The organism is Pseudomonas sp. F9001, assembly GCF_013385435.1.
In the GTDB taxonomy this organism is placed as follows: Bacteria; Pseudomonadota; Gammaproteobacteria; order Pseudomonadales; family Pseudomonadaceae; genus Aquipseudomonas.
The window spans coordinates 221,742-242,868 of the sequence record NZ_JACAPX010000024.1; the positions used below are offsets into that span (position 1 = coordinate 221,742).

The following is a 21,127-nucleotide window of genomic DNA, read 5'->3' on the forward strand; positions in this document are numbered from 1 at the left end:
GCAGGCAAAAAAGGTCAATCAGACTCAACCTGCTCCATCATCCACTTCACAAAATCCCGCACCTTGGGCACTTCCGCCGAGTGCTCGGGGTAGGCCAGGTAATACGCATCCTGGCTCGGCATCGCGTGCTGCCAGGGGATCACCAGCTTGCCTTCTGCTAGCTCTTCTTCCACCAGAAACCTGGGCAGCAGCGCCACACCGCAGCCAACCTGTGCGGCGCGAATGCACATATAAAAGGTCTCGAAGCGCGGCCCATGGTAGCTGTGCTCGGTGTGATGACCCTGGGCGGCGAACCAGTCGTGCCAGCCTTGCGGGCGCGAGGCGTTTTGCAGCAACACCAGTTCGCTCAGTTGCGTGGGGTCGGTAAATGCTTGGGCGGGCAGGCTGTCGGGTGAGCACACGGGCACCAGTTCTTCGCTGAACAGCTTGAGGCTCTCGGTGCCGGGCCGTGAACCCTGGCCGAAATAGAAGGCCAGGTCGGCCTTGCCTTGCAACAGCTCGTCGGGCTCCTGTTCGTTGCACAGGTCCAGGTGAATCTGCGGATGCCGCAGTCGCCAGCCCTTGAGGCGCGGCACCAGCCAGCGGGCGCCGAAGGTGTAGGGCGTGGACACCCGCAGCACTTCAGTCTCGCCGCCGTAGGAGCGCAGGTAATGGGTGGACATCTCCACTTGGGTGAGGATCTTGCGCACTTCCACCAGGTACAGATCGCCCGCCGGGGTCATCTGCAAGCGGCGGCGCACCCGGCGAAACAGCAGGTGCTGCAACAGTTCTTCCAGCTGCGCGACCTGTTTGCTGACAGCGCTCTGGGTGAGGTTCAGCTCTTCGGCGGCGCGGGTAAAACTCAGGTGGCGGGTGACCGCTTCGAAGCACTGCAGGGCGGTGATCGAGGGCAAATGTCTTTTATTCAGCACGGCACGCCTCTTTTTGTTCTTAGCATGAATAAACGGAATGATATCTCGCCTAATCGTCGTTTGTTGGCAAGTCTTGGGCCAGCTACAAATAAGGTCTGGATCGCCGCGACCGCTGGCGGCGCATATTTCTGTTTGTGGATTGAAGGAGTGACCCATGGTTGCCGCATTGCTTGATCGTCTCGGGGTAAACCCGGCGCTGTACCAGTCGGGTAAACAACCCGTGCATTCGCCCATTGATGGCAGCCGGATTGCCAGTGTGCACTGGGAAGGCGCCGCCGAGGTGGAGCAGCAGGTCAGTCGCGCCGAGCATGCATTCGAGGCCTGGCGCAAGGTGCCGGCCCCCCGTCGTGGTGAGCTGGTGCGCCAGTTCGGCGACGTGTTGCGCGAGTACAAGGCCGACCTCGGCGAGCTGGTGTCGTGGGAAGCCGGCAAGATCACCCAGGAAGGTTTGGGTGAAGTGCAGGAAATGATCGACATCTGCGACTTCGCCGTCGGCCTGTCGCGCCAGTTGTACGGCTTGACCATCGCCTCCGAGCGTCCGGGCCACCACATGCGTGAAACCTGGCACCCGCTGGGCGTGGTTGGCGTGATCAGCGCCTTCAACTTCCCGGTCGCCGTATGGGCGTGGAACACCGCGCTGGCGCTGGTGTGCGGCAACGCAGTGATCTGGAAACCGTCGGAAAAAACCCCGCTTACCGCCCTGGCCTGCCAGGCACTGTTCGAGCGCGTACTGAAGAACTTCAGCGATGCGCCGCCGTACCTCAGCCAGGTGATCATCGGTGGCCGCGATGCCGGCGCCGCACTGGTGGATGACCCGCGTGTTGCGCTGATCAGCGCCACCGGCAGCACCCGCATGGGCCGCGAAGTAGCGCCGAAAGTCGCTGCACGTTTTGCCCGCAGCATTCTCGAACTGGGCGGCAACAACGCGATGATCCTCGGCCCAAGCGCCGACCTGGACATGGCCGTGCGCGCGATTCTGTTCAGCGCCGTCGGTACCGCCGGCCAGCGCTGCACCAGCCTGCGTCGGCTGATCGCCCATGAGTCGGTAAAAGAGGAAATCGTCACCCGCCTCAAGGCTGCGTATTCCAAAGTGCGCATCGGCCATCCGCTGGAAGGCAACCTGATCGGCCCGCTGATCGACAAGCACAGCTTCGAAAACATGCAGGACGCCCTGGAGCAGGCCTTGAGCGAAGGCGGCCGGGTGTTTGGCGGCAAGCGCCAGTTGGAAGACACGTTCCCCAACGCTTACTACGTGTCGCCGGCCATCGTGGAAATGCCGGAGCAGAGTGATGTGGTGTGCACCGAGACGTTCGCGCCGATTCTGTATGTGGTCGGCTATACCGATTTCGCTGAAGCGCTGCGCCTGAACAATGCGGTGCCACAAGGCCTGTCTTCGTGCATCTTTACCACTGACGTGCGCGAGGCCGAGCAGTTCATGTCGGCGGTGGGCAGTGACTGCGGGATCGCCAACGTCAACATCGGCCCGAGCGGCGCGGAGATTGGTGGCGCGTTTGGCGGTGAGAAAGAGACCGGTGGCGGGCGTGAGTCGGGCTCGGATGCATGGCGCGGGTACATGCGTCGCCAGACCAACACCGTGAACTACTCGCTGGAACTGCCGCTGGCCCAGGGTATTACCTTCGACTGATACCTCAAGTCGGAGTGAGGTCAATGTGGGAGCGGGCTTGCTCGCGAAAGCGGTGTGTCAGTCAACGAATGCTTATCTGATCCACCGCTTTCGCGAGCAAGCCCGCTCCCACATTTGACCGTATTTACAATTCGGAAAAGTGGTTTGTTAGGTCTCATCGGAGTCTGGCAATGGCATTACGCGAAGCATGCTTGTGGGAACAACTCACTCCTGGCCGGCCGGATCGTGCCGCGCTCAAGGGCGAGGTAAAAGTGGATGTGTGCGTGATCGGCGCCGGCATCACCGGTTTGTCGGCAGCCATTCACTTGCTGGAACAAGGAAAAAGTGTCGCCGTACTCGAGGCCCATCGCACCGGCCACGGTGGTTCGGGGCGCAACGTAGGGCTGGTCAATGCAGGGATGTGGATTCCCCCGGACGAGATCGAAGCCGGTTTTGGTACCGCGGTGGGCAGCCAGCTCAACCGCATGCTCGGCGCGGCACCGTCCCTGGTGTTCAGTCTGATCGACAAATACAACATCGACTGCCAACTGCGTCGCGAGGGCACCTTGCACATGGCGCACAACGCCCGTGGCGAGGCGGATTTGCGCAGTCGTGAAGAACAATGGAAGCGTCGCGGCGCACCGGTGGAGCTGTTGACCGGCGCTGCATGCGAACAAGCCACCGGTACCAAAAAGATCGCCGCCGCCTTGCTCGACCGGCGGGCCGGCACCTTGAACCCGATGGCCTACACCAGTGGTTTGGCCAATGCCGCCGTCGGGCTCGGCGGACAGTTGTTCGATCACTCCCCAGTCACCCAACTGGAACGCCAGGGCCAGCACTGGTCAGTGCAGACTGCCCAAGGCTCGGTGCAGGCCGAACAGGTGGTGATCGCTTCGAACGCCTACACCGAAGGCGAGTGGACCGAGCTGCGCCGCAACTTTTTCCCCGGTTATTACTATCAGGTGGCGTCGGCCCCTCTGACCGACGACGCCGCCCAACAAATCCTTCCGGGCGGCCAAGGCTCCTGGGACACTCGCCAGGTACTCAGCAGCATCCGCCGCGACGCCGAAGGCCGCCTGCTGCTCGGCAGCCTGGGCAACGGCAACCAGAAACCTGCGTGGTTCCTCAAGGCCTGGGCCGATCGGGTGCAACAGCACTACTTCCCGTACCTCAAGCCGGTGCAGTGGGAGTGCACCTGGACTGGCTGCATCGCGTTCACCCCTGACCACTTGATGCGCCTGTTCGAGCCGGCGCCCGGGTTGGTGGCGGTCACCGGTTACAACGGGCGCGGGGTGACGACCGGCAGTGTCGTGGGCAAAGCCTTCGCGGATTATCTGTGTCACCAGGATCCACAGGCACTGCCGATCCCCTTTGCGCCGATGCAGCCGTTGGCCGGTGTGGGCCTGCGCAGCTGTTTGTACGAGGCGGGATTCTCGCTGTATCACGCGGGCCAATGCTTGCGGATCGTGATCTGATCAACGAAATACCCCTCAGAAGCCTGCATTTTCTTAGCCGGCTACTAATCTGTATTGGTGCGAGTCGTAGCAGTAACGCACTGTAAATGTGCACTTCCGTTACGCACGCTGTTACATGTTTAAGGGTGGCCGTTTAGTGGCCGGGTTGCAGTGCTTGATTGGTCGGGTTGCACTTTATAGGTCCAATGGTTGCACCTGGTTGAGATAGACGGTTGCACGTCCAATCAAAAGGCGCCCAAAAACCTGCAATAACAATGACACCGTGTCTTTTTGAATAATAAAAACGTAATGGCACGACGCTTGCTCTGGGCTTTCTCCGAAAGTTTTTGAAGTGAAGCTGCAGTGCCAATTCAACAAAAACCTCGGAGCACCACTCATGTCCCAGACGTTTTACAAGAAAGGTTTTCTAGCCCTCGCCGTTGCTGCGGCGCTGGGTGTTTCTGCGTTTGCTCAAGCTGATGTGAAGATTGGCGTAGCGGGGCCGATGACCGGCGCCAACGCGGCATTTGGTGAGCAGTACATGAAAGGTGCCCAGGCGGCAGCCGATGTCATCAACAAGGCCGGCGGCATCAACGGCGAGCAGATCAAGCTGGTGGCCGGCGATGACGCCTGCGAACCCAAGCAGGCCGTGGCCGTGGCCAACCGTCTGGCAGACCAGGACAAAGTGATTGGCGTGGTCGGGCACTTCTGCTCGTCGAACACTATCCCGGCGTCCGAGGTGTACGACGAAGCGGGCATCATCATGATCACCCCGGGCTCCACCAACCCGCAGGTTACCGAGCGTGGCCTGTCGGCCGTGTTCCGCATGTGTGGTCGTGACGATCAGCAAGGCATCGTGGCCGGCGACTACATCGTCGACGTGCTCAAGGGCAAGAAAGTTGCCGTTATCAACGACAAGGACACCTACGGCAAAGGCCTGGCCGACGCCACTGCGGCGCAGTTGACCAAGCGCGGCGTGAAGCCGGTGCTGGAAGAAGGCCTGACCCGTGGCGAGAAAGATTTCAGCGCCCTGGTCACCAAGATCCGCTCCACCGGTGCTGACGTCGTGTACTTCGGCGGCCTGCACCCGGAAGCCGGCCCACTGGTTCGGCAGATTCGTGAAGCCGGCCTGAAAGACGTCAAGTTCATGTCCGATGACGGCGTGGTGACCGACGAACTGGTGGCCACTGCCGGTGGTGCACAGTATGTGGATGGCGTGTACATGACCTTCGGTGCCGACCCACGCCTGCTGCCAGACAGCAAGACCGTGGTGGAAGAGTTCCGCAAAAATGGCACCGAGCCTGAAGGCTACACCCTGTACGCCTACGCCTCGATCCAGGCCCTGGCCGCTGGCTTCAATGGCGCCAAGTCCAACAAGGGCGAAGACGCAGCCAAATGGCTGAAATCCCACCCGGTCAAAACCGTCATGGGCGAGAAGAACTGGGACGCCAAGGGCGACCTGAAAATCTCCGACTATGTGGTTTACCAGTGGGACAAGGACGGCAAGTATCACCAGCTGGAAAAGCAGAAGTAATAGTTAGCGCGATAGGTTAGACGCCACTTGACCCTGTGGGAACCGGGCTTATGTGGGAGCTGGCTTGCCTGCGATAGCGTCACCTCGGGTTGACTGACATTCCGAGGTGTCGCTATCGCGGGCAAGCCCGGCGCCCACACACGCTAGCTCCCACACGGGGACTTGGTTGCCAGCCCCTTTTGTGTCTGTCTTTTCCTCCTAGAAGATCCGCACACCCACAGGTGTGCAGGCTCTCACTGCGTGAGATTGCGTTATGGATGGTATTTTCCTGCAGCAACTGGTCAATGGGCTGACCCTCGGGTCGGTCTATGGCTTGATCGCCATCGGCTACACAATGGTCTATGGCATCATTGGCATGATCAACTTCGCCCATGGCGAGGTTTATATGATTTCCGCTTACCTCGCGGCGATCAGTCTGGCACTGCTGGCTTACTTCGGCATCGAATCCTTCCCGCTGCTCATCCTTGGCACCCTGATCTTCACCGTCGTCGTCACCGGCGTCTACGGCTGGGTCATCGAGCGTGTCGCCTACAAACCGCTGCGCAACTCCACCCGACTGGCACCGCTGATCAGCGCCATCGGTATTTCGCTGATCCTGCAGAACTACGCGCAGATCGCCCAGGGCGCCAAGCAACAAGGCATCCCGACGCTGCTGGCCGGCGCCTGGAGAGTCGATATCGGCACCGGCTTCGTGCAATTGACCTACACCAAGGTGTTCATCCTGGTGGCCGCGTTCGTCGGCATGGGCCTGCTGACCTACATCATCAAGTACACCAAGCTCGGCCGCATGTGCCGCGCTACCCAGCAAGACCGCAAGATGGCGTCGATCCTCGGTATCAACACCGACCGGGTCATCTCCTACGTATTCGTGATTGGTGCCGCCATGGCCGCGCTGGCCGGTGTGCTGATCACCCTGAACTACGGCACGTTCGACTTCTATGCCGGCTTCATCATCGGCATCAAGGCATTTACCGCAGCGGTACTCGGCGGCATCGGCTCTCTGCCTGGGGCCATGCTGGGGGGGATCATCCTGGGTATTTCCGAGTCGCTGTTCTCGGGGTTGATCAACTCTGACTACAAAGACGTGTTCAGTTTCTCCCTGCTGGTGGTGATCCTGATTTTCCGTCCCCAGGGCCTGCTCGGTCGCCCACTCGTGGCGAAGGTATAACTATGTCTGCTGCCTACTCTATCGATATCAAGAAAAGTGTCGTCGATGCGGTACTCGCCGGGCTGATTTCGCTGATCGTGTTCGGTCCGATCGTCGGCGTGGTCCTCGACGGCTACAGCTTCAACCTGCAACCGGCGCGTGTCGGCATCCTGGTGGCCATCGTGATGGTCGGCCGGTTCGCCATGAGCCTGTTCCTGCAAACCCCAAGGGGCCTGCGGATTCTGCAAGGGTTTGAAAGCACCGGCTCCGGTGTGCATGTGCTCAAGCCGGACTACAAGTCGCGCCTGCGCTGGATCATCCCGGCGTTGATCGTGATTGCTATCGTGTTCCCGTTCTTTGCCAACAAATACCTGCTGACCGTGGTGATCCTCGGGTTGATCTACGTGTTGCTGGGCCTTGGCCTGAACATCGTGGTCGGCCTGGCCGGGCTGCTCGACCTGGGTTACGTGGCGTTCTACGCCATCGGCGCCTATGGCCTGGCGCTGGGTTACCAGTACCTCGGCCTGGGCTTCTGGTCGGTGCTGCCGCTGGCGGCGATTTGTGCGGCGCTGGCGGGGTGCATACTCGGGTTTCCGGTGCTGCGAATGCACGGCGATTACCTGGCGATCGTGACCCTGGGCTTCGGTGAAATCATCCGCCTGGTGCTGAATAACTGGCTGTCGTTTACCGGTGGCCCGAACGGCATGCCGGTGCCGTCGCCAACGTTTTTCGGCCTGGAGTTCGTGCGCAAGGCGAAGGATGGCGGGGTGCCGTTCCACGAGTTCTTCGGCATCGACTACAACCCCAACATCAAATTCCTGTTCATCTACATCGTGCTGTTCCTGGTGGTGCTGCTGGTGCTGTACATCAAGCACCGCCTGACCCGCATGCCGGTGGGCCGCGCGTGGGAAGCCTTGCGCGAAGACGAAATCGCCTGCCGTTCCATGGGCCTCAACCACGTGCTGGTGAAGCTCTCGGCGTTCACCATCGGCGCGTCCACTGCCGGTCTGGCCGGGGTGTTTTTCGCCAGCTACCAGGGCTTCGTCAACCCGTCGTCGTTCACCTTCTTCGAGTCGGCGCTGATCCTCGCCATCGTGGTATTGGGCGGCATGGGCTCGACCGTCGGCGTGGTGATTGCCGCGTTCGTGCTGACGGTGGCGCCGGAGCTGCTGCGCAGCTTCTCCGAGTACCGCGTGCTGCTCTTCGGCGTGTTGATGGTGGTGATGATGATCTGGCGACCACGAGGCCTGATTCGTATCAGCCGTACCGGTGTTGTCCCGCGTAAAGGAGTGGCGCCATGAGCAAGGAAGTTGTTCTTTCCGTGGAACACCTGATGATGCACTTTGGTGGCATCAAGGCCTTGAGCGACGTAAGTCTCAAGGTCAAGCGCAACTCGATCTTCGCCCTGATCGGTCCCAACGGTGCCGGCAAGACCACCGTGTTCAACTGCCTGACCGGTTTCTACAAAGCCTCCGGCGGCAAGATCGAACTCAATGTGCGCGGCAAGCAGACCAACGTGATCCAGTTGCTCGGTGAGCGCTTCAAGGCCACCGACTTTGTCTCGCCGAAAAGCTTCGTCAGCCGGGTGTTCTACAAGATGTTCGGCGGCACTCACCTGGTGAACCGGGCGGGTTTGGCGCGCACCTTCCAGAACATTCGCCTGTTCAAGGAAATGTCGGTGGTGGAGAACCTGCTGGTGGCCCAGCACATGTGGGTCAACCGCAACATGCTCGCGGGCATCCTCAATACCAAGGGCTACCGCAAGGCTGAAAGCGATGCCCTCGACCATGCGTTCTACTGGCTGGAAGTGGTGGACCTGGTGGACTGCGCCAACCGCCTGGCCGGCGAGCTGTCCTACGGCCAGCAGCGCCGCCTGGAAATCGCCCGTGCCATGTGCACCCGGCCGCAGATTATTTGCCTCGACGAACCGGCCGCCGGCCTCAACCCCCAGGAAACCGAAGCCCTCAGCGCGATGATTCGCCTGCTGCGGGACGAGCACGACCTGACGGTGGTGCTGATCGAACACGACATGGGCATGGTGATGAGTATTTCCGACCACATCGTGGTGCTGGACCACGGCAACGTGATTGCCGAGGGCGGGCCGGAAGCGATCCGCAATGATCCGAAGGTGATCGCGGCTTATCTGGGCGCTGACGAAGAGGAGCTGGTATGAGTGAGCCAATCCTCGAACTGAAAGACCTGGACGTGTTCTACGGCCCGATCCAGGCCCTGAAGAAAGTTTCGCTGCACATCAACGAAGGCGAAACCGTGAGCCTGATCGGCTCCAACGGCGCGGGTAAATCCACGCTGCTGATGTCGATCTTTGGCCAGCCACGGGCCGAGTCCGGGCAGATCATCTACCGCGGCGTCGACATTACCCACAAGTCGTCCCACTACATCGCCTCCAACGGCATCGCGCAGTCGCCGGAAGGGCGGCGGGTGTTCCCCGACATGACCGTCGAGGAAAACCTGCTGATGGGCACCATCCCGATTGGCGACAAGTTCGCCACCGAAGACATGCAGCGCATGTTCGAGCTGTTCCCGCGGCTCAAGGAGCGGCGCAACCAGCGGGCGATGACCATGTCGGGTGGTGAACAGCAGATGCTTGCCATCGCCCGCGCACTGATGAGCCGGCCCAAGCTGTTGCTGCTGGACGAGCCGAGCCTGGGGCTGGCGCCGATCGTGGTGAAGCAGATCTTTTCCACGCTGCGGGAGCTGGCGTCTACCGGCATGACCATCTTCCTGGTGGAGCAGAACGCCAACCATGCGCTGCGCTTGTCGGACCGGGCGTACGTGATGGTCAACGGCGAGATTCGCCTTACCGGCACCGGCAAGGAGCTGCTGGTGAATGAGGAGGTGCGTAACGCCTACCTCGGCGGGCACTGATGTAACTCTGATCGTTCCCACGCTCCGCGTGGGAACGCCTCTTGTGACGCTCTGCGTCACGCTTTGGGGCGCGGAGCGTCCCGGCCTGCATTCCCACGCAGAGCGTGGGAACGATCATCCACAGTGCTTTCCTGAAATTGTGGACAACAAATCCAGGCACCTGCCAAAGCGCGACATATAGCCGCCGCAAATCCCTGTTTTGTCACAGTTTTGACTTGTCCCCAAGCACTGTGGAACCGGCTGTGGGTAACGTGGGAGTAGCTGGCTGGAGGCCTTTGTTTTCGCGGCTTGCAGCGTGGTGGTTGTTTATTGATCAGTGAGTTTTTCGTGACCACCCGAGGGTTTTGTCAACCTGTTTAAAGACACAGGTATATGACCGGAATATGTCACTCCGGCCTGTGGATAAGTCTGTGACTAAACTCTGGAAAGAGTGCCGCAGAGGCCGGAATGACTGGCCTGGAGCCATCGTCCTGGTTGCACCGTTTTGAGCCGGGCTACATACGGGCTGCGCAAGGTCAAGCAAAAAACTTTTTGAATCACGCTGAAAGCCTTGTGTAGCGCGGCTTTCAGCTTTTGTACTTGCCCCCAAAGACTGTGGACGGGGCTGTGGATAAGGTGCGCGCACATGGCTGCACGCCACGGCCTGTATGGCTTTCGGGCGATTGGTTGAATTTCGTACAGCATGAGCGGCATTCACCTGTGTCCACAGCGTGTATCAGTTGCCGCCAGCCCGGCAGCCGGGCATTCTGCTGGCTGATTTTTTACCTCGTAGCCCCGCAAGGAGAACACCATGTCCGATACGCTGTTTATTACTGGCGCGACCTCCGGTTTTGGCGAAGCCTGTGCCCGCCGTTTTGCCGAAGCCGGCTGGAAACTGGTGCTCACCGGCCGCCGCGCAGAGCGCTTGAACGCCCTGTGCGCCGAGCTTTCCAAGCAGACCGAAGTGCTCGGCCTGGTGGTGGACGTGCGTGACCGCAAGGCCATGGAAGAGGCGATCGCCAACCTGCCGCCGTCCTTTGCCACGCTGCGCGGGCTGATCAACAACGCCGGCCTGGCGGTGGGCACCGACCCTGCGCCGAAGTGCAGCCTCGACGATTGGGAAACCATGGTCGACACCAACATCAAGGGCCTGCTGACCACCACCAGCCTGCTGTTGCCGCGCTTGATCGCCCACGGCCGTGGCGCTGGCATCATCAACCTCGGTTCCATTGCCGGCAGCTACCCGTACCCGGGCAGCCACGTGTATGGCGGCACCAAGGCCTTCGTCAAACAGTTCTCGCTGAACCTGCGTTGCGACCTGCAGGGCACCGGCGTGCGCGTGACCAACATCGAGCCGGGCCTGTGTGAGAGTGAGTTCTCGCTGGTGCGCTTTGCCGGTGACCAGGCGCGTTATGACGCGACTTATGCCGGTGCCGAGCCGATCCAGCCGCAGGACATTGCGGATACGATCTTCTGGGTGCTTAACACCCCGGCACACGTGAACATCAACCGCCTGGAGCTGATGCCAGTGAGCCAGACCTGGGCCGGGTTTGCGATTGAGCGTGGCGCCAAGGCCTAAGTTCGTCGAGCTGTTGTGGCGAGGGAGCTTGCTCCCGCTGGGCTGCGAAGCGGCCCCAAAAAAGCCAGGGCCGCTCCGCGCCCCAGCGGGAGCAAGCTCCCTCGCCACAGGGTTTTGTCAGGTTTGAATATGCGGCAAATCGGCCAAAACAGGACATAAGGTACACTCCACCCCTGAAAACCCCGCCGCGCTGTGCGGTTCAAAGGTTTTGACAGGAGGATATGTGAGTAACCGAGGTGAGCAGTCGCTGCTCAAACAATCGACCATCCTGATGTTCGCCGTGGCGATCGCCGGGATTGTCACGGGGGTGGTGTCGGGCGCCCAATCGATTTTATTCGACGGCTTTTTCTCGCTGATCGCCACCGCCATCAAGGTGCTGATGCTGATCACGGCCAAGCTGATCGCCAAGAAAAGCAACGAACGTTTCCAGTTCGGCTACTGGCACCTGGAGCCCATGGTGCTGCTGATCGAGGGCAGCTTTTTGCTGTTGATCGCCATCTACGCGTTTCTCAACGGCGTGTTCGGCATTATCAATGGCGGGCGCGATATCGAGTTGGGCCTGGTGATCATCTATGCGGCGGTGTTTACCGTCGTCGAGTTCGCCTATTTCTTCTACGTGCGTTACCGCAATCGCAGGCTCAAGTCGTCGCTGATCCAGTTCGACAACATCAGCTGGCTGGTGGACGCGATGCTGTCGGTGGGGCTGCTGGTGAGCTTCCTGGCGGCGCTGTTGCTCAAGTCCCAGGGCTATGGGCAGTGGGCGGTGTATGTGGACCCGTTGATCCTGATCCTGCTGGCGTTGAGCATGCTGGCGCCGGCCTTCAAGATCCTGCGCCCGGCGCTACGCGACGTGTTGGGGATTGTGCCGGACCAGTTGGACGGCAAAGTGCGCGAAGTGATGGAGGCGGCCCAGGCCAGGCATGGTTTCGATGATTACGTGTCCTACGTGCAGAAGCACGGGCGGGCGCGGTTTATCGAGATTCATGTGGTGCTGCCGGCGGATTACCCGGTGGATAACGTCGCCACCCTGGACGGGCTGCGCGAAGAAATATCCACAGGGTTGGGCAAGCCCGACGCGGCCCGCTGGCTGACGATCAGTTTTACCGGGGACCGCAAATGGATTGCGTAAGGCCCAGGTAGCACGTCGCCAAGTGGTAAGGCGTGGTCGACGGCATGTCCCGCCGGCTCACGTGCCCCTTGGCATCCAGGCACTCATTCCAGCCTTTGTCGTGCAGGAAGCGTTGTTGCAGCGCCAGCAATTGGCGTTGCAGCACGGCTTCACTGTCGGGCCGCAAGGTCAGCGCCCGCAGGTATTCGGCCTGGGCCCAGATGCGCTGGGTGCCGTCGCGCACGCTGCCGTCCAGGGCGAGCATGCCGCTGACCGCACCGGTCAGGTTATCCACACCCTTTTGCTCTGCATAGGTGAACGCTTTGCTCAGTGATGTGTGCAACGGTGTGCCCCGCAGCAAATCCGAAGATTCCAGCAGGAAGAACCATTCGAACTGATGCCCCGGTTCAAACCAGTTATCCACAGCGCCCAGCGGTTTTTCCATCATCACCCCGTGTTGGCGGTCGATGAAGCGCTTCTGCATGGCGTTGGCCAGGTCCAGCAACGCGTCTTGGGTGACGGCGTCCTCCCGCACGGCCAACGTGGCGAGGAAACCTTCGGCAAGGTGCATCAGCGGGTTTTGCAGAGGGCCAGACTTGAGGGATGACCAGTTACGTTCCAGCACCGCTTCGTACAGGCCGTCGCCGGTGGCGAAGCGTTCGGCGACCACTTCCAGAGCGGCGTCGAGTACCGATTCCACCAGCGATTCACGTACCTTGGCCCAATAGTGGGCGCAGGCGAAGATGATGAAGGCGTGGGTGTAGAGGTCCTTGCGCTTATCCAGCGGCTTGCCGTGGGCGTCGATGCTGTAGAACCAGCCGCCGTGCTCGGCGTCGTGGAAGTGCCGTTGCAGGGAACGGAACAACGCGGCGGCGCGCTCCTCGGCAAAGGCTGCGCCGGGTTCACCGATCAGGCTGGCAAACAGGTACAACTGCCGTGCGCAGGCCATGGCGCGATAGCGTTGCGGGGGCAAAGGCCGATGATCGGCGTCCAGGGCCTCATAGGGCAGCGCCAGGTCGGCATTCCAGCCCGGGCCTTGCCAGAGCGGCACGATCAGGTCGTGGAAGTGCGTCAACACGGCGGTCAATTGAGGCTTGAGGGCGGAGCTTGGAGCGATGGGCATCGGCTGGCGTCGTCACGGCAGGGGTGTTTGCGCGACATGGTATCAGGCTTGGGATCGGTGTTGTCTTTACTGCCGCCTTCGCGAGCAAGCCCGCTCCCACATTCGATCGAGTTCCATTGTTGGAATGCAGTCGACTGTGGGAGCGGGCTTGCTCGCGAAGAGGCCCTCAGGAGCACCGAAAATCAGGCAGCGAGCAACCAAACCCCAGTCGCCGCCGAAGCCGCACCCGCCACCCGCACCAACGGCGCAGCCGCCGCCGGCAGGAAACGCACCACGGCATAACCGGCAGCATGCAAAACCGCCGTCGCACCCACAAACCCTATGGCATACGCCCAAGGGCTGGACATGTCCGGCAGCTCCAAACCATGGGCCACGCCATGGAACAGTGCAAACAGCGCCGTCGCCGCCACCGCCACGAACAACGGCGGCCGCACCGCCAGCGCTACCGCCAGGCCCAGCGCCAGCACCGACGCGGCAATCCCGCTTTCCAGCGCCGGCAGTTCCAGCCCTTCAAAGCCCAGCATCCCGCCGATCAGCATGGTGCCGACAAACGTGCACGGCAGCGCCCAGCGCGCCGAGCCTTTTTGTTGAGCGGCCCACAGGCCCACGGCGACCATTGCCAGCAAGTGGTCGATGCCGCCCAGCGGGTGGCTGATACCGGCCACCAGGCCGTTGTCGCCATGGCCGGGGTGGGCGAAGGCGAGGGCGGGAGTGAGCAGCAAGGCTGCGGCAGCGAGAAGTGTATTGAGGCGCATGGACAGGCTCCTTGTGGGGGTTGATCAGGCTGCGGTCAGCAAGCCCTGGCGTTCGATGAAGGCGACGATTTCTTCCAGGCCGACGCCGGTTTTCTGATTGCTGAAGACGAAAGGTTTACCGCCGCGCATGCGCTGGGTATCGCTGTTCATCAGTTCCAGGGATGCGCCTACCAGCGGCGCCAGATCGATTTTGTTGATCACCAGCAGGTCGGATTTGCAGATTCCCGGCCCGCCTTTGCGCGGCAGCTTGTCGCCGGCCGACACATCGATCACGTAGATGGTCAGGTCCGACAGTTCCGGGCTGAAGGTGGCCGACAGGTTGTCGCCGCCGGATTCCACCAGGATCAGGTCCAGGCCGGGAAAGCGACGGTTGAGTTGGTCTACTGCTTCGAGGTTGATCGAGGCGTCTTCGCGAATCGCGGTGTGGGGGCAGCCGCCGGTTTCCACACCGATGATGCGCTCGGGCGCCAGGGCCTGGTTGCGCACCAGGAAGTCGGCGTCTTCACGGGTGTAGATATCGTTGGTGACCACCGCCAGGTTGTAGCGATCACGCAGGGCCAGGCACAGGGCCAGGGTCAGGGCGGTCTTGCCGGAGCCGACCGGGCCGCCGATGCCGACGCGCAGGGGTTGGGTGTTCATGTGATTCTCCAAGATAAAGTGCCCTAGGAACGGAACAGGCGGCTGTACTGGCGCTCATGGGCCATGCACGCCAGGGACAGGCCAAACGCGGCGCTGCCGTAGTGATTGGGGTCAAGCTGGCTGGCGTCCTGCTGGGCTTGTTGCAGCAGCGGCAGCAGTTCGCTGGTCAGGCGCTGGGCGGCTTGTTGGCCCAGAGGCAGCGTCTTCATCAGCACCGCCAATTGGTTTTCCAGCCAACTCCACAGCCAGGCGGCCAGGGCGTCATCCGGGCTGATCTGCCAGGCGCGGGCGGCCAGGGCCCAGCCCAGGGCCAGGTGCGGTTCGGAGCGCTGTGCCAGGAACTCTCGGGCGGCGTCATCCAGCTCCGGTAAACCGTTCAATAGCTGGTGCAGGGAATAGCCCATCTGCCGGCTTTCCTGATAAAGCTCGCGGGTTTCACGGCTGGCGCGGTGTTCCTCGCACAACTGCGCGAGGCGTGGCCAGTCCTGTTCGGCGGCGGCCTGGCAGTGGGCGAGCAGCAGCGGCGCTTCGAAGCGCGCCAGGTTGAGCAACAGTTGATCGCTGATCCAGCGCCCGGCACTTGCCGGGTCGGTCACGCGGGCTTGCTCCACGGCCATTTCCAGGCCCTGGGAATAGCTGTAGCCACCAATCGGCAGCTGCGGACTGGCCAGACGCAACAGCGCCCAGGCTGGGTTCATAGGCGTACGCCGAACTGGTGCAGCTTGGGCGGGTAGTTGAAGTCTTCGTCGCCATGGCGGGAGTGGTGGTGGCCGCCGCCATAGGCGCCGTGTTCCGGCTGGAAGGGGGCCTCGATGGTCTCGGTCGTCGCGCCCAACTGATCGAGCATGGCCTTGAGCACGTAGTCATCGAGCAGGCGCAGCCAACCGTCACCCACTTGCAGCGCCACGTGGCGGTTGCCCAGGTGATAGGCGGCGCGGGTCAGTTCAAAGGCGTTGCCGCAGGTGACGTGCAGCAGTTGTTCAGGCCGGGCGCACACGCGTACGACACGTCCGTCTTCAGCCTGTAGGAATTCGCCATCGTGCAGCGGCGGTTGGCCGCGCTCCAGAAACAGGCCGACGTCTTCTCCGTCGGCACTGAAACAGCGCAGGCGGCTTTTGCTGCGGGCTTCGAAATTCAGCAGCAACTCTGCGGCCCAGACGGGTTGGGGGGCGATTCGGCGGTGGATCACCAGCATCAGAAAGCTTCCAGCTATGAGCGATAAGCAAGCTAGAGCAAGGGTCTTGCCAACCACGCGGGGAGTAGGAATTCCCTGTAGGCAGGCGACTTGTGCCACCTGATGGCGCAGGAAATTATTCCAAAATGTTTCATTTTGGTGCGTGGTTGGATTTATAGCACCGGATCCGGGCGCTCGGCGTTGAATTCCATTGCTTGTTGCATGAAATTTCTTTCATCTTTTTTTGAGTTTTGATTGCTTGGGACTTTTCCTACGCACTTGCAGGATTTGCCGTGCGTTGCGTTACGCGCTGTTTCATTAGGATTCCGCTCCGTATTTAATCTTCAGCGGTTTCCACCATGTACAAGTCATTTTTCTGTTTACTCATTGTCAGTTTGTCGCTCGCCATTTCATCTGCTTCGGCCAATCTTCAGCGTGCCCCGGCATTCGCGCCGCCACCTACTATCGACAACGTGATCGACCGCGCCCACGAGCTGTTGGGCACGCCCTATAAATTGGGCGGCGCTTCGGTGAAGCAGGGCTTCGATTGCAGCAGCTTCCTGGTGTACCTGTTCAAGACCGAAGCCAACATTCATCTGCCTCGCACCACCTCGGCGATGCACCGCTCAACCGCGGCCACGGTCAAGCGCAATGCGTTGCAACCGGGTGATGCGGTGTTTTTCAGGGGCAATGGGCGCGGCCAGGTCAGCCACGTCGGTCTCTATATAGGAGAGGGCAAGTTCATCCACTCGCCGCGCACGGGCAAAAGCGTGCGCATCGACTCACTGGCCAACAGCTATTGGAACCGGAACTACACCACCGCCAAGCGTTTTCACACTGTGCGCTGAGTTATTCGGTGCTGCCCAGGCCTTGCCAATGCTTGAGGCCGATAAAGATGAAACGCAGCTGCTGGGTGATCTTGGCTTGCGGCGTGAGGTGCGCAGGCAGCGCTTCGGCGGGCGGGTCGATAATGTCGGGCAGGGTGGCGAACACGCTCTTGACGATCAGGTCGGCCATCACGTGCAGGCCGTCGGCATCCAGGTGCTGGAGCTTGGGCATCAGGGTCAGGTCGGCGGCGAGGTCGCTGGCGATGTCTTCACGCAGGGCACCAATGGCTTGGCGAACGGCGAGGCTGCCGCCGTATTGCTCGCGGGCCAGGAACAGGAATTGCGAACGGTTGGCGGCGACCACATCCAGGAAAATCCGTACCGAGGCATCAATGATGCCGCCCATCACGAATTCGTTGTGGCGCACCAGGCGAATCGTCGCGCGAAAGGTCTGGCCGACTTCACTGACCAATACCAGGCCCAACTGATCCATATCGGCAAAGTGACGGTAGAAACCGGTGGGCACGATGCCGGCGGTCTTGGCCACTTCACGCAGGCTGAGGCTGCCGAACCCACGGCCACACTCCATCAGATGGCGGGCTGCGTCCATCAGGGCGAGTCGGGTCTGTTGCTTCTGTTCGGCGCGGGGCAGCATTGGCAGGCGGGCTTTGTGGACAAGGACAGCGACGCACTCTAGCAAATCAGCTTTGCCAGCGTCGAACTTCAAAAGGGAGAAGGGCGTTGCGGTTCACACAAAGTCAAAGCCCGATCGGCTGATCGGGCTTTTTTCCAGGGCCAGCACGGGCTTAGCTCTGTGCTTGATGCAGTTCTGCCAGACGGTCAGCACCGCCTTCCACTACGCCGTCAGCATAAGCGCGTTTGTTGGCGCGGCTCGAACCATCTTCAACCAGGCCTTTCTGTTCCAGACGATCACGACCACCTTCGGCAACAGCGTTGCGTTCCATCAGGCGATCAGCGCCACCTTCAACCAGGCCTTTCTGTTCCAGACGATCACGGCCACCTTCAGCAACGCCTTCGGTGTAAGCACGTTTGTTGGCTTGTTCCGAACCGTTTTCAGTGATGCTGCCGTTGTAGTCGGTGTTGTTCTTGTCCGAAGCGCCGCTGCGAGCCAGGGTTTGGCTGAAGTGGGAAGCGTCGGCTTTCACTTGTGGGGTGGCCTGTTCAGCAGCTGGCAGGGCAAATGCGCTGGTGGCCAGGAGGGAAAGTGCAAAGCTTGCGAGTATTTGGCGTTTCATGATGGGTTGCTCCTTGGGAGGGCGATAAATTGGGTACAGGGCTAATGCTACTCTTGATAAGTCGATATAAAAGTTCATAAACACAATGGTAATAATCAACAGAATTGATTGTTCCCTGCGAAGGCTCTATCTCGCAGGTCTCAAGCCCGCGCTTTTGCACCGAGGTGGGTATTTTCGACACGAACGTGGGTAACAACGGTGCGTCGTTGATGATTGAAACTGTCTGGTTGGTCAGGAAAGGCGGTTTTTATGAGGAATTCATCAATGGGGTTAAACCCCCGCGCCGTTTGTCAGTCGTAGCCATATAAGCTGTAGTCAAAACGCGCGCCGCAAAGCGCCCGCTCAGTCGTAACCTGGAGTCCTGTGCAATGACGCGCACTCGTAAAATTCTCGCCTGGAGCTGCGCCAGCTTCGTTTTGTTAATCGCCATTGTGGTGTTGGTCCTGGTGTTCTTTGACTGGAACCGGATCAAGCCGCCCCTCAACGCCAAGGTCTCCGAAGAGTTGCATCGACCGTTTGCCATCAATGGCAACCTGGCCGTGGTGTGGCAGCGCGAGCCTGATGAAGGTGGCTGGCGCGCCTGGATTCCGTGGCCCCATGTGATTGCCGAAGACCTGACCCTGGGCAATCCCGACTGGTCGAAAGTCCCGCAGATGGTCACCCTCAAGCGCGTGGAATTGCGCATCTCGCCCCTGGCGTTGCTGGCCCAGCGCGTGGTGATCCCGCGTATCGACCTCACCGAACCGAGTGCGCAGTTGCAGCGCCTGGCCGATGGCCGCGCCAACTGGACCTTCAAGTTCGACCCCAAGGACCCGAATGCCGAACCGTCCAACTGGGTGGTGGACATCGGCGCCATCGGCTTCGACAAAGGCCATGTGACCCTCGACGACCAGACTCTCAAGACCCAGCTCGACGTCGTGATCGACCTGCTCGGCAAGCCGATCCCCTTCGGCGAGATCGTCGGCGATGCCGACGCCAGGAAAGCCCTGGAAAAAGGCTCGGCGCCGCAGGATTACGCGTTCGGCCTCAAGGTCAAGGGCCAATACCACGGCCAGAAACTCGATGGCACCGGCAAGATCGGTGGCCTGCTGGCCTTGCAGGACGCGGCCAAGCCGTTCCCGCTGCAAGCCCAGGCCAGGATCGGCGACACCAGCATCGCGCTGGCCGGCACCCTGACCGATCCGATGAACCTCGGCGCCCTCGACCTGCGCCTCAAACTCTCCGGCAGCAGCCTGGGCAACCTGTACCCGCTGACCGGCGTGACCTTGCCGGATTCGCCGGCCTATTCCACCGACGGCCACCTGATCGCCAAGTTGCATGAGGCCAGTGGCGCGTCGTTCCAGTATGAAAACTTCAACGGCAAGATCGGCAACAGCGACATCCACGGCAACCTCGGCTACGTCGCCAGCCAGCCGCGGCCCAAGCTCACCGGGGCGCTGGTCTCCAACCAGCTGTTGATGACCGACCTGGCGCCGCTGATCGGCGCCGACTCCAACGCCAAGCAAAAAGCCCGTGGCGGCGAAAGCAAGCAGCCGGCGACCAAGGTGCTGCCAGTGGAAGAGTTCCGCACCGAGCGCTGGCGCGACATGGATGCCGACGTCGAATTCACCGGCAAACGCATCGTCCACAGTGCCGAATTGCCGTTCACCGATCTCTACACTCACCTGGTGCTGAACGACGGGCAGTTGAGCCTGGAGCCCCTGCGTTTCGGCGTGGCCGGTGGCAAGCTCGACGCGCAGATTCGTCTCAACGGGCGCACCACGCCGATGGAAGGCCAGGCCAGACTCACCGCGCGCAACTTCAAGCTCAAGCAGCTGTTCCCGACCTTCGAGCCGATGAAAACCAGCTTCGGTGAGCTCAACGGCGACGCGGACATTTCCGGGCGCGGCAACTCCGTCGCGGCATTGCTTGGCACGTCGAATGGCGATCTGAAGATGTTGATCAACGACGGCGCCATCAGCCGCGGACTGATGGAAATCGCCGGGCTCAACGTCGGCAACTACGTGGTCGGCCGCCTGTTTGGCGACAAGGAAGTGAAGATCAACTGTGCGGCCGCAGACTTCGGCATCAAGTCGGGCCTGGCGACGACTCGCCTGTTTGTGTTCGATACCGAGAACGCGATCATCTACATCGATGGCACCGCGAACATGGCCAGCGAGCAGCTTGACCTGACCATTACTCCGGAGTCCAAAGGCTTCCGCCTGTTTTCCCTGCGCTCACCGTTGTACGTCAACGGGCCGTTTATCAAACCGAATGCTGGCGTGAAGGCGGTGCCGCTGATGCTGCGTGGTGCGGGTATGGTTGCCTTGGGTGTGATTGCCGGGCCGGCGGCGGGTTTGCTGGCGCTGGTGGCACCGAGCGGCGATGAGCCGAACCAGTGTGCGCCGCTGCTGCAACAGATGAAGGAAGGCAAGGCACCGAAGACGGTGAAAGGCTAGCTGACAAAACCGTGAACCAAATGTGGGAGCGGGCTTGCTCGCGAAGGCGGTGGATCAGTCAAGAATGTTCCGACTGACCCACCGCCTTCGCGAGCAAGCCCGCTCCCACATGGGTTTTGCGGTGTTAGCTGTGTTAGTTACAGGTCCTTCAGAATATCCGCCATGTCGTCGGCGTGTTCTTCTTCCTGGGCCAGGATGTCTTCGAAGATCCGGCGAGTGGTCGGGTCTTTGTCACCGATGTACTGGATGATTTCGCGATAGCTGTCTACCGCGATGCGCTCGGCCACCAGGTCTTCGTAGACCATCTCCTTCAGCGTATTGCCGGCCACGTACTGCGCGTGGGAATTCTTCGACAGCAAGTCGGGGTTGAACTCCGGCTCGCCACCCAACTGCACGATACGCTCGGCCAACTTGTCGGCGTGTTCGGCTTCCTGGGTGGCGTGCTCGAGGAACTCCTCGGCGGCGACATGCGCCTTGACGCCATTGGCCATGAAGTAGTGGCGCTTGTAGCGCAGCACGCACACCAGCTCGGTGGCCAGCGATTCGTTGAGCAGACGCAGGATTTCCTGGCGGTCGGCGTCATAACCTTCGGTCACGGCACCGTTTTCGACGTTCTTGCGGGCGCGGTCACGTAAAGTGGCTACGTCAGACAAATGTGAGTCAGTCATCTCATTCTCCTGGTACTAATCCGGT

Annotated in this window: 20 protein-coding genes; 11 read left to right on the forward strand and 9 right to left on the reverse strand. The window is 61.0% G+C overall.

The annotated features are described in order from the left end of the window. Positions 1 to 14: 14 nt before the first annotated feature. Positions 15 to 911: a LysR family transcriptional regulator gene (locus HX818_RS22645; RefSeq protein WP_003217454.1), complete on the reverse strand. Its 897-nt coding sequence runs from the start codon at positions 909 to 911 to the stop codon at positions 15 to 17. 154 nt (positions 912 to 1,065) lie between these two features. On the opposite strand from HX818_RS22645, the gene HX818_RS22650 reads away from it, so the two are divergent. The 9 genes from HX818_RS22650 to HX818_RS22690 all read left to right on the forward strand — a co-directional run bounded on the left by HX818_RS22650 (position 1,066) and on the right by HX818_RS22690 (position 12,243). Further along, positions 1,066 to 2,556 (forward strand): aldehyde dehydrogenase family protein, encoded by a 1,491-nt coding sequence (locus HX818_RS22650; protein ID WP_003217452.1) that lies wholly within the window; start codon positions 1,066 to 1,068, stop codon positions 2,554 to 2,556. 170 nt (positions 2,557 to 2,726) lie between these two features. Beyond that, the gene (locus tag HX818_RS22655; RefSeq protein WP_087692468.1) at positions 2,727 to 4,010 is read left to right on the forward strand and encodes an FAD-binding oxidoreductase; all 1,284 of its coding nucleotides are present in this window, start codon (positions 2,727 to 2,729) and stop codon (positions 4,008 to 4,010) included. A gap of 376 nt (positions 4,011 to 4,386) precedes the next feature. Next, a complete protein-coding gene (locus HX818_RS22660) occupies positions 4,387 to 5,523 on the forward strand; it encodes a branched-chain amino acid ABC transporter substrate-binding protein (RefSeq protein ID WP_177020768.1) in 1,137 nt (378 codons plus the stop codon). A 253-nt stretch (positions 5,524 to 5,776) separates the two neighbouring features. Beyond that, the gene (locus HX818_RS22665) at positions 5,777 to 6,691 is read left to right on the forward strand and encodes a branched-chain amino acid ABC transporter permease (protein ID WP_003217447.1); all 915 of its coding nucleotides are present in this window, start codon (positions 5,777 to 5,779) and stop codon (positions 6,689 to 6,691) included. Between the two features lie 2 nt (positions 6,692 to 6,693). Next, positions 6,694 to 7,971 carry a high-affinity branched-chain amino acid ABC transporter permease LivM gene (livM, locus tag HX818_RS22670; protein WP_003217445.1) on the forward strand — a complete coding sequence of 426 codons (1,278 nt, stop codon included), beginning with the start codon at positions 6,694 to 6,696 and terminating at the stop codon, positions 7,969 to 7,971. Then, positions 7,968 to 8,843, forward strand: a complete 876-nt coding sequence (locus HX818_RS22675) for an ABC transporter ATP-binding protein (RefSeq protein WP_003217442.1) — start codon at positions 7,968 to 7,970, stop codon at positions 8,841 to 8,843. Before livM ends, HX818_RS22675 begins: the two co-directional genes overlap by 4 nt. After that, positions 8,840 to 9,556, forward strand: a complete 717-nt coding sequence (locus tag HX818_RS22680; protein WP_003217439.1) for an ABC transporter ATP-binding protein — start codon at positions 8,840 to 8,842, stop codon at positions 9,554 to 9,556. Before HX818_RS22675 ends, HX818_RS22680 begins: the two co-directional genes overlap by 4 nt. Before the next feature lie 790 nt (positions 9,557 to 10,346). Then, entirely contained in the window at positions 10,347 to 11,114 is a 768-nt protein-coding gene (locus tag HX818_RS22685; RefSeq protein WP_008439080.1) for an SDR family oxidoreductase, read from the forward strand. 223 nt (positions 11,115 to 11,337) lie between these two features. Next, positions 11,338 to 12,243, forward strand: coding sequence for a cation diffusion facilitator family transporter (locus HX818_RS22690; RefSeq protein ID WP_177020769.1), 906 nt, complete (start codon positions 11,338 to 11,340; stop codon positions 12,241 to 12,243). Here HX818_RS22690 and HX818_RS22695 read toward each other — a convergent pair. The 5 genes from HX818_RS22695 to ureE form a co-directional block, all read right to left on the reverse strand. Further along, positions 12,215 to 13,345 carry an AGE family epimerase/isomerase gene (locus HX818_RS22695; protein WP_102367989.1) on the reverse strand — a complete coding sequence of 377 codons (1,131 nt, stop codon included), beginning with the start codon at positions 13,343 to 13,345 and terminating at the stop codon, positions 12,215 to 12,217. The two genes, HX818_RS22690 and HX818_RS22695, sit on opposite strands and share 29 nt — an antisense overlap. Positions 13,346 to 13,527: 182 nt before the next feature. Next, entirely contained in the window at positions 13,528 to 14,100 is a 573-nt protein-coding gene (locus HX818_RS22700; protein ID WP_087692463.1) for a HupE/UreJ family protein, read from the reverse strand. Between the two features lie 24 nt (positions 14,101 to 14,124). Beyond that, positions 14,125 to 14,739 (reverse strand): urease accessory protein UreG, encoded by a 615-nt coding sequence (ureG, locus tag HX818_RS22705; protein ID WP_003217431.1) that lies wholly within the window; start codon positions 14,737 to 14,739, stop codon positions 14,125 to 14,127. Between the two features lie 23 nt (positions 14,740 to 14,762). Then, positions 14,763 to 15,437 carry an urease accessory protein UreF gene (locus HX818_RS22710; RefSeq protein WP_003217429.1) on the reverse strand — a complete coding sequence of 225 codons (675 nt, stop codon included), beginning with the start codon at positions 15,435 to 15,437 and terminating at the stop codon, positions 14,763 to 14,765. Continuing rightward, a complete protein-coding gene (ureE, locus tag HX818_RS22715) occupies positions 15,434 to 15,934 on the reverse strand; it encodes an urease accessory protein UreE (protein ID WP_008439076.1) in 501 nt (166 codons plus the stop codon). The genes HX818_RS22710 and ureE overlap by 4 nt, the downstream gene beginning before the upstream one ends. A 338-nt stretch (positions 15,935 to 16,272) precedes the next feature. On the opposite strand from ureE, the gene HX818_RS22720 reads away from it, so the two are divergent. Then, entirely contained in the window at positions 16,273 to 16,761 is a 489-nt protein-coding gene (locus HX818_RS22720) for a C40 family peptidase (RefSeq protein WP_003217425.1), read from the forward strand. 1 nt (position 16,762) lies between these two features. Here the strand turns inward: HX818_RS22720 and HX818_RS22725 are convergent, their stop codons facing one another. Continuing rightward, positions 16,763 to 17,395, reverse strand: coding sequence for a TetR family transcriptional regulator (locus tag HX818_RS22725; protein ID WP_003217423.1), 633 nt, complete (start codon positions 17,393 to 17,395; stop codon positions 16,763 to 16,765). 151 nt (positions 17,396 to 17,546) lie between these two features. Further along, positions 17,547 to 17,996 carry a hypothetical protein gene (locus tag HX818_RS22730; RefSeq protein ID WP_003217421.1) on the reverse strand — a complete coding sequence of 150 codons (450 nt, stop codon included), beginning with the start codon at positions 17,994 to 17,996 and terminating at the stop codon, positions 17,547 to 17,549. 368 nt (positions 17,997 to 18,364) lie between these two features. Between HX818_RS22730 and HX818_RS22735 the strand changes: the two genes are divergently transcribed. Then, positions 18,365 to 20,434 (forward strand): AsmA family protein, encoded by a 2,070-nt coding sequence (locus HX818_RS22735; protein WP_177020770.1) that lies wholly within the window; start codon positions 18,365 to 18,367, stop codon positions 20,432 to 20,434. 137 nt (positions 20,435 to 20,571) lie between these two features. On the opposite strand, the gene HX818_RS22740 is transcribed toward HX818_RS22735, so the two are convergent. After that, the gene (locus HX818_RS22740; protein WP_003217418.1) at positions 20,572 to 21,102 is read right to left on the reverse strand and encodes a bacterioferritin; all 531 of its coding nucleotides are present in this window, start codon (positions 21,100 to 21,102) and stop codon (positions 20,572 to 20,574) included. Positions 21,103 to 21,127: the final 25 nt, after the last annotated feature.

Coding starts and splice junctions, on each gene's coding strand:
- HX818_RS22660 (WP_177020768.1), top strand. CDS start 4,387: ATGTCCCAGACGTTTTACAAGAAAGGTTTTCTAGCCCTCGCCGTTGCT.
- HX818_RS22725 (WP_003217423.1), bottom strand. CDS start 17,395: ATGCTGCCCCGCGCCGAACAGAAGCAACAGACCCGACTCGCCCTGATG.
- ureG (WP_003217431.1), bottom strand. CDS start 14,739: ATGAACACCCAACCCCTGCGCGTCGGCATCGGCGGCCCGGTCGGCTCC.
- HX818_RS22700 (WP_087692463.1), bottom strand. CDS start 14,100: ATGCGCCTCAATACACTTCTCGCTGCCGCAGCCTTGCTGCTCACTCCC.
- HX818_RS22685 (WP_008439080.1), top strand. CDS start 10,347: ATGTCCGATACGCTGTTTATTACTGGCGCGACCTCCGGTTTTGGCGAA.
- HX818_RS22710 (WP_003217429.1), bottom strand. CDS start 15,437: ATGAACCCAGCCTGGGCGCTGTTGCGTCTGGCCAGTCCGCAGCTGCCG.
- HX818_RS22735 (WP_177020770.1), top strand. CDS start 18,365: ATGACGCGCACTCGTAAAATTCTCGCCTGGAGCTGCGCCAGCTTCGTT.
- HX818_RS22720 (WP_003217425.1), top strand. CDS start 16,273: ATGTACAAGTCATTTTTCTGTTTACTCATTGTCAGTTTGTCGCTCGCC.
- HX818_RS22680 (WP_003217439.1), top strand. CDS start 8,840: ATGAGTGAGCCAATCCTCGAACTGAAAGACCTGGACGTGTTCTACGGC.
- HX818_RS22655 (WP_087692468.1), top strand. CDS start 2,727: ATGGCATTACGCGAAGCATGCTTGTGGGAACAACTCACTCCTGGCCGG.
- HX818_RS22650 (WP_003217452.1), top strand. CDS start 1,066: ATGGTTGCCGCATTGCTTGATCGTCTCGGGGTAAACCCGGCGCTGTAC.
- ureE (WP_008439076.1), bottom strand. CDS start 15,934: ATGCTGGTGATCCACCGCCGAATCGCCCCCCAACCCGTCTGGGCCGCA.
- HX818_RS22695 (WP_102367989.1), bottom strand. CDS start 13,345: ATGCCCATCGCTCCAAGCTCCGCCCTCAAGCCTCAATTGACCGCCGTG.
- HX818_RS22675 (WP_003217442.1), top strand. CDS start 7,968: ATGAGCAAGGAAGTTGTTCTTTCCGTGGAACACCTGATGATGCACTTT.
- livM (WP_003217445.1), top strand. CDS start 6,694: ATGTCTGCTGCCTACTCTATCGATATCAAGAAAAGTGTCGTCGATGCG.
- HX818_RS22740 (WP_003217418.1), bottom strand. CDS start 21,102: ATGACTGACTCACATTTGTCTGACGTAGCCACTTTACGTGACCGCGCC.
- HX818_RS22730 (WP_003217421.1), bottom strand. CDS start 17,996: ATGAAACGCCAAATACTCGCAAGCTTTGCACTTTCCCTCCTGGCCACC.
- HX818_RS22665 (WP_003217447.1), top strand. CDS start 5,777: ATGGATGGTATTTTCCTGCAGCAACTGGTCAATGGGCTGACCCTCGGG.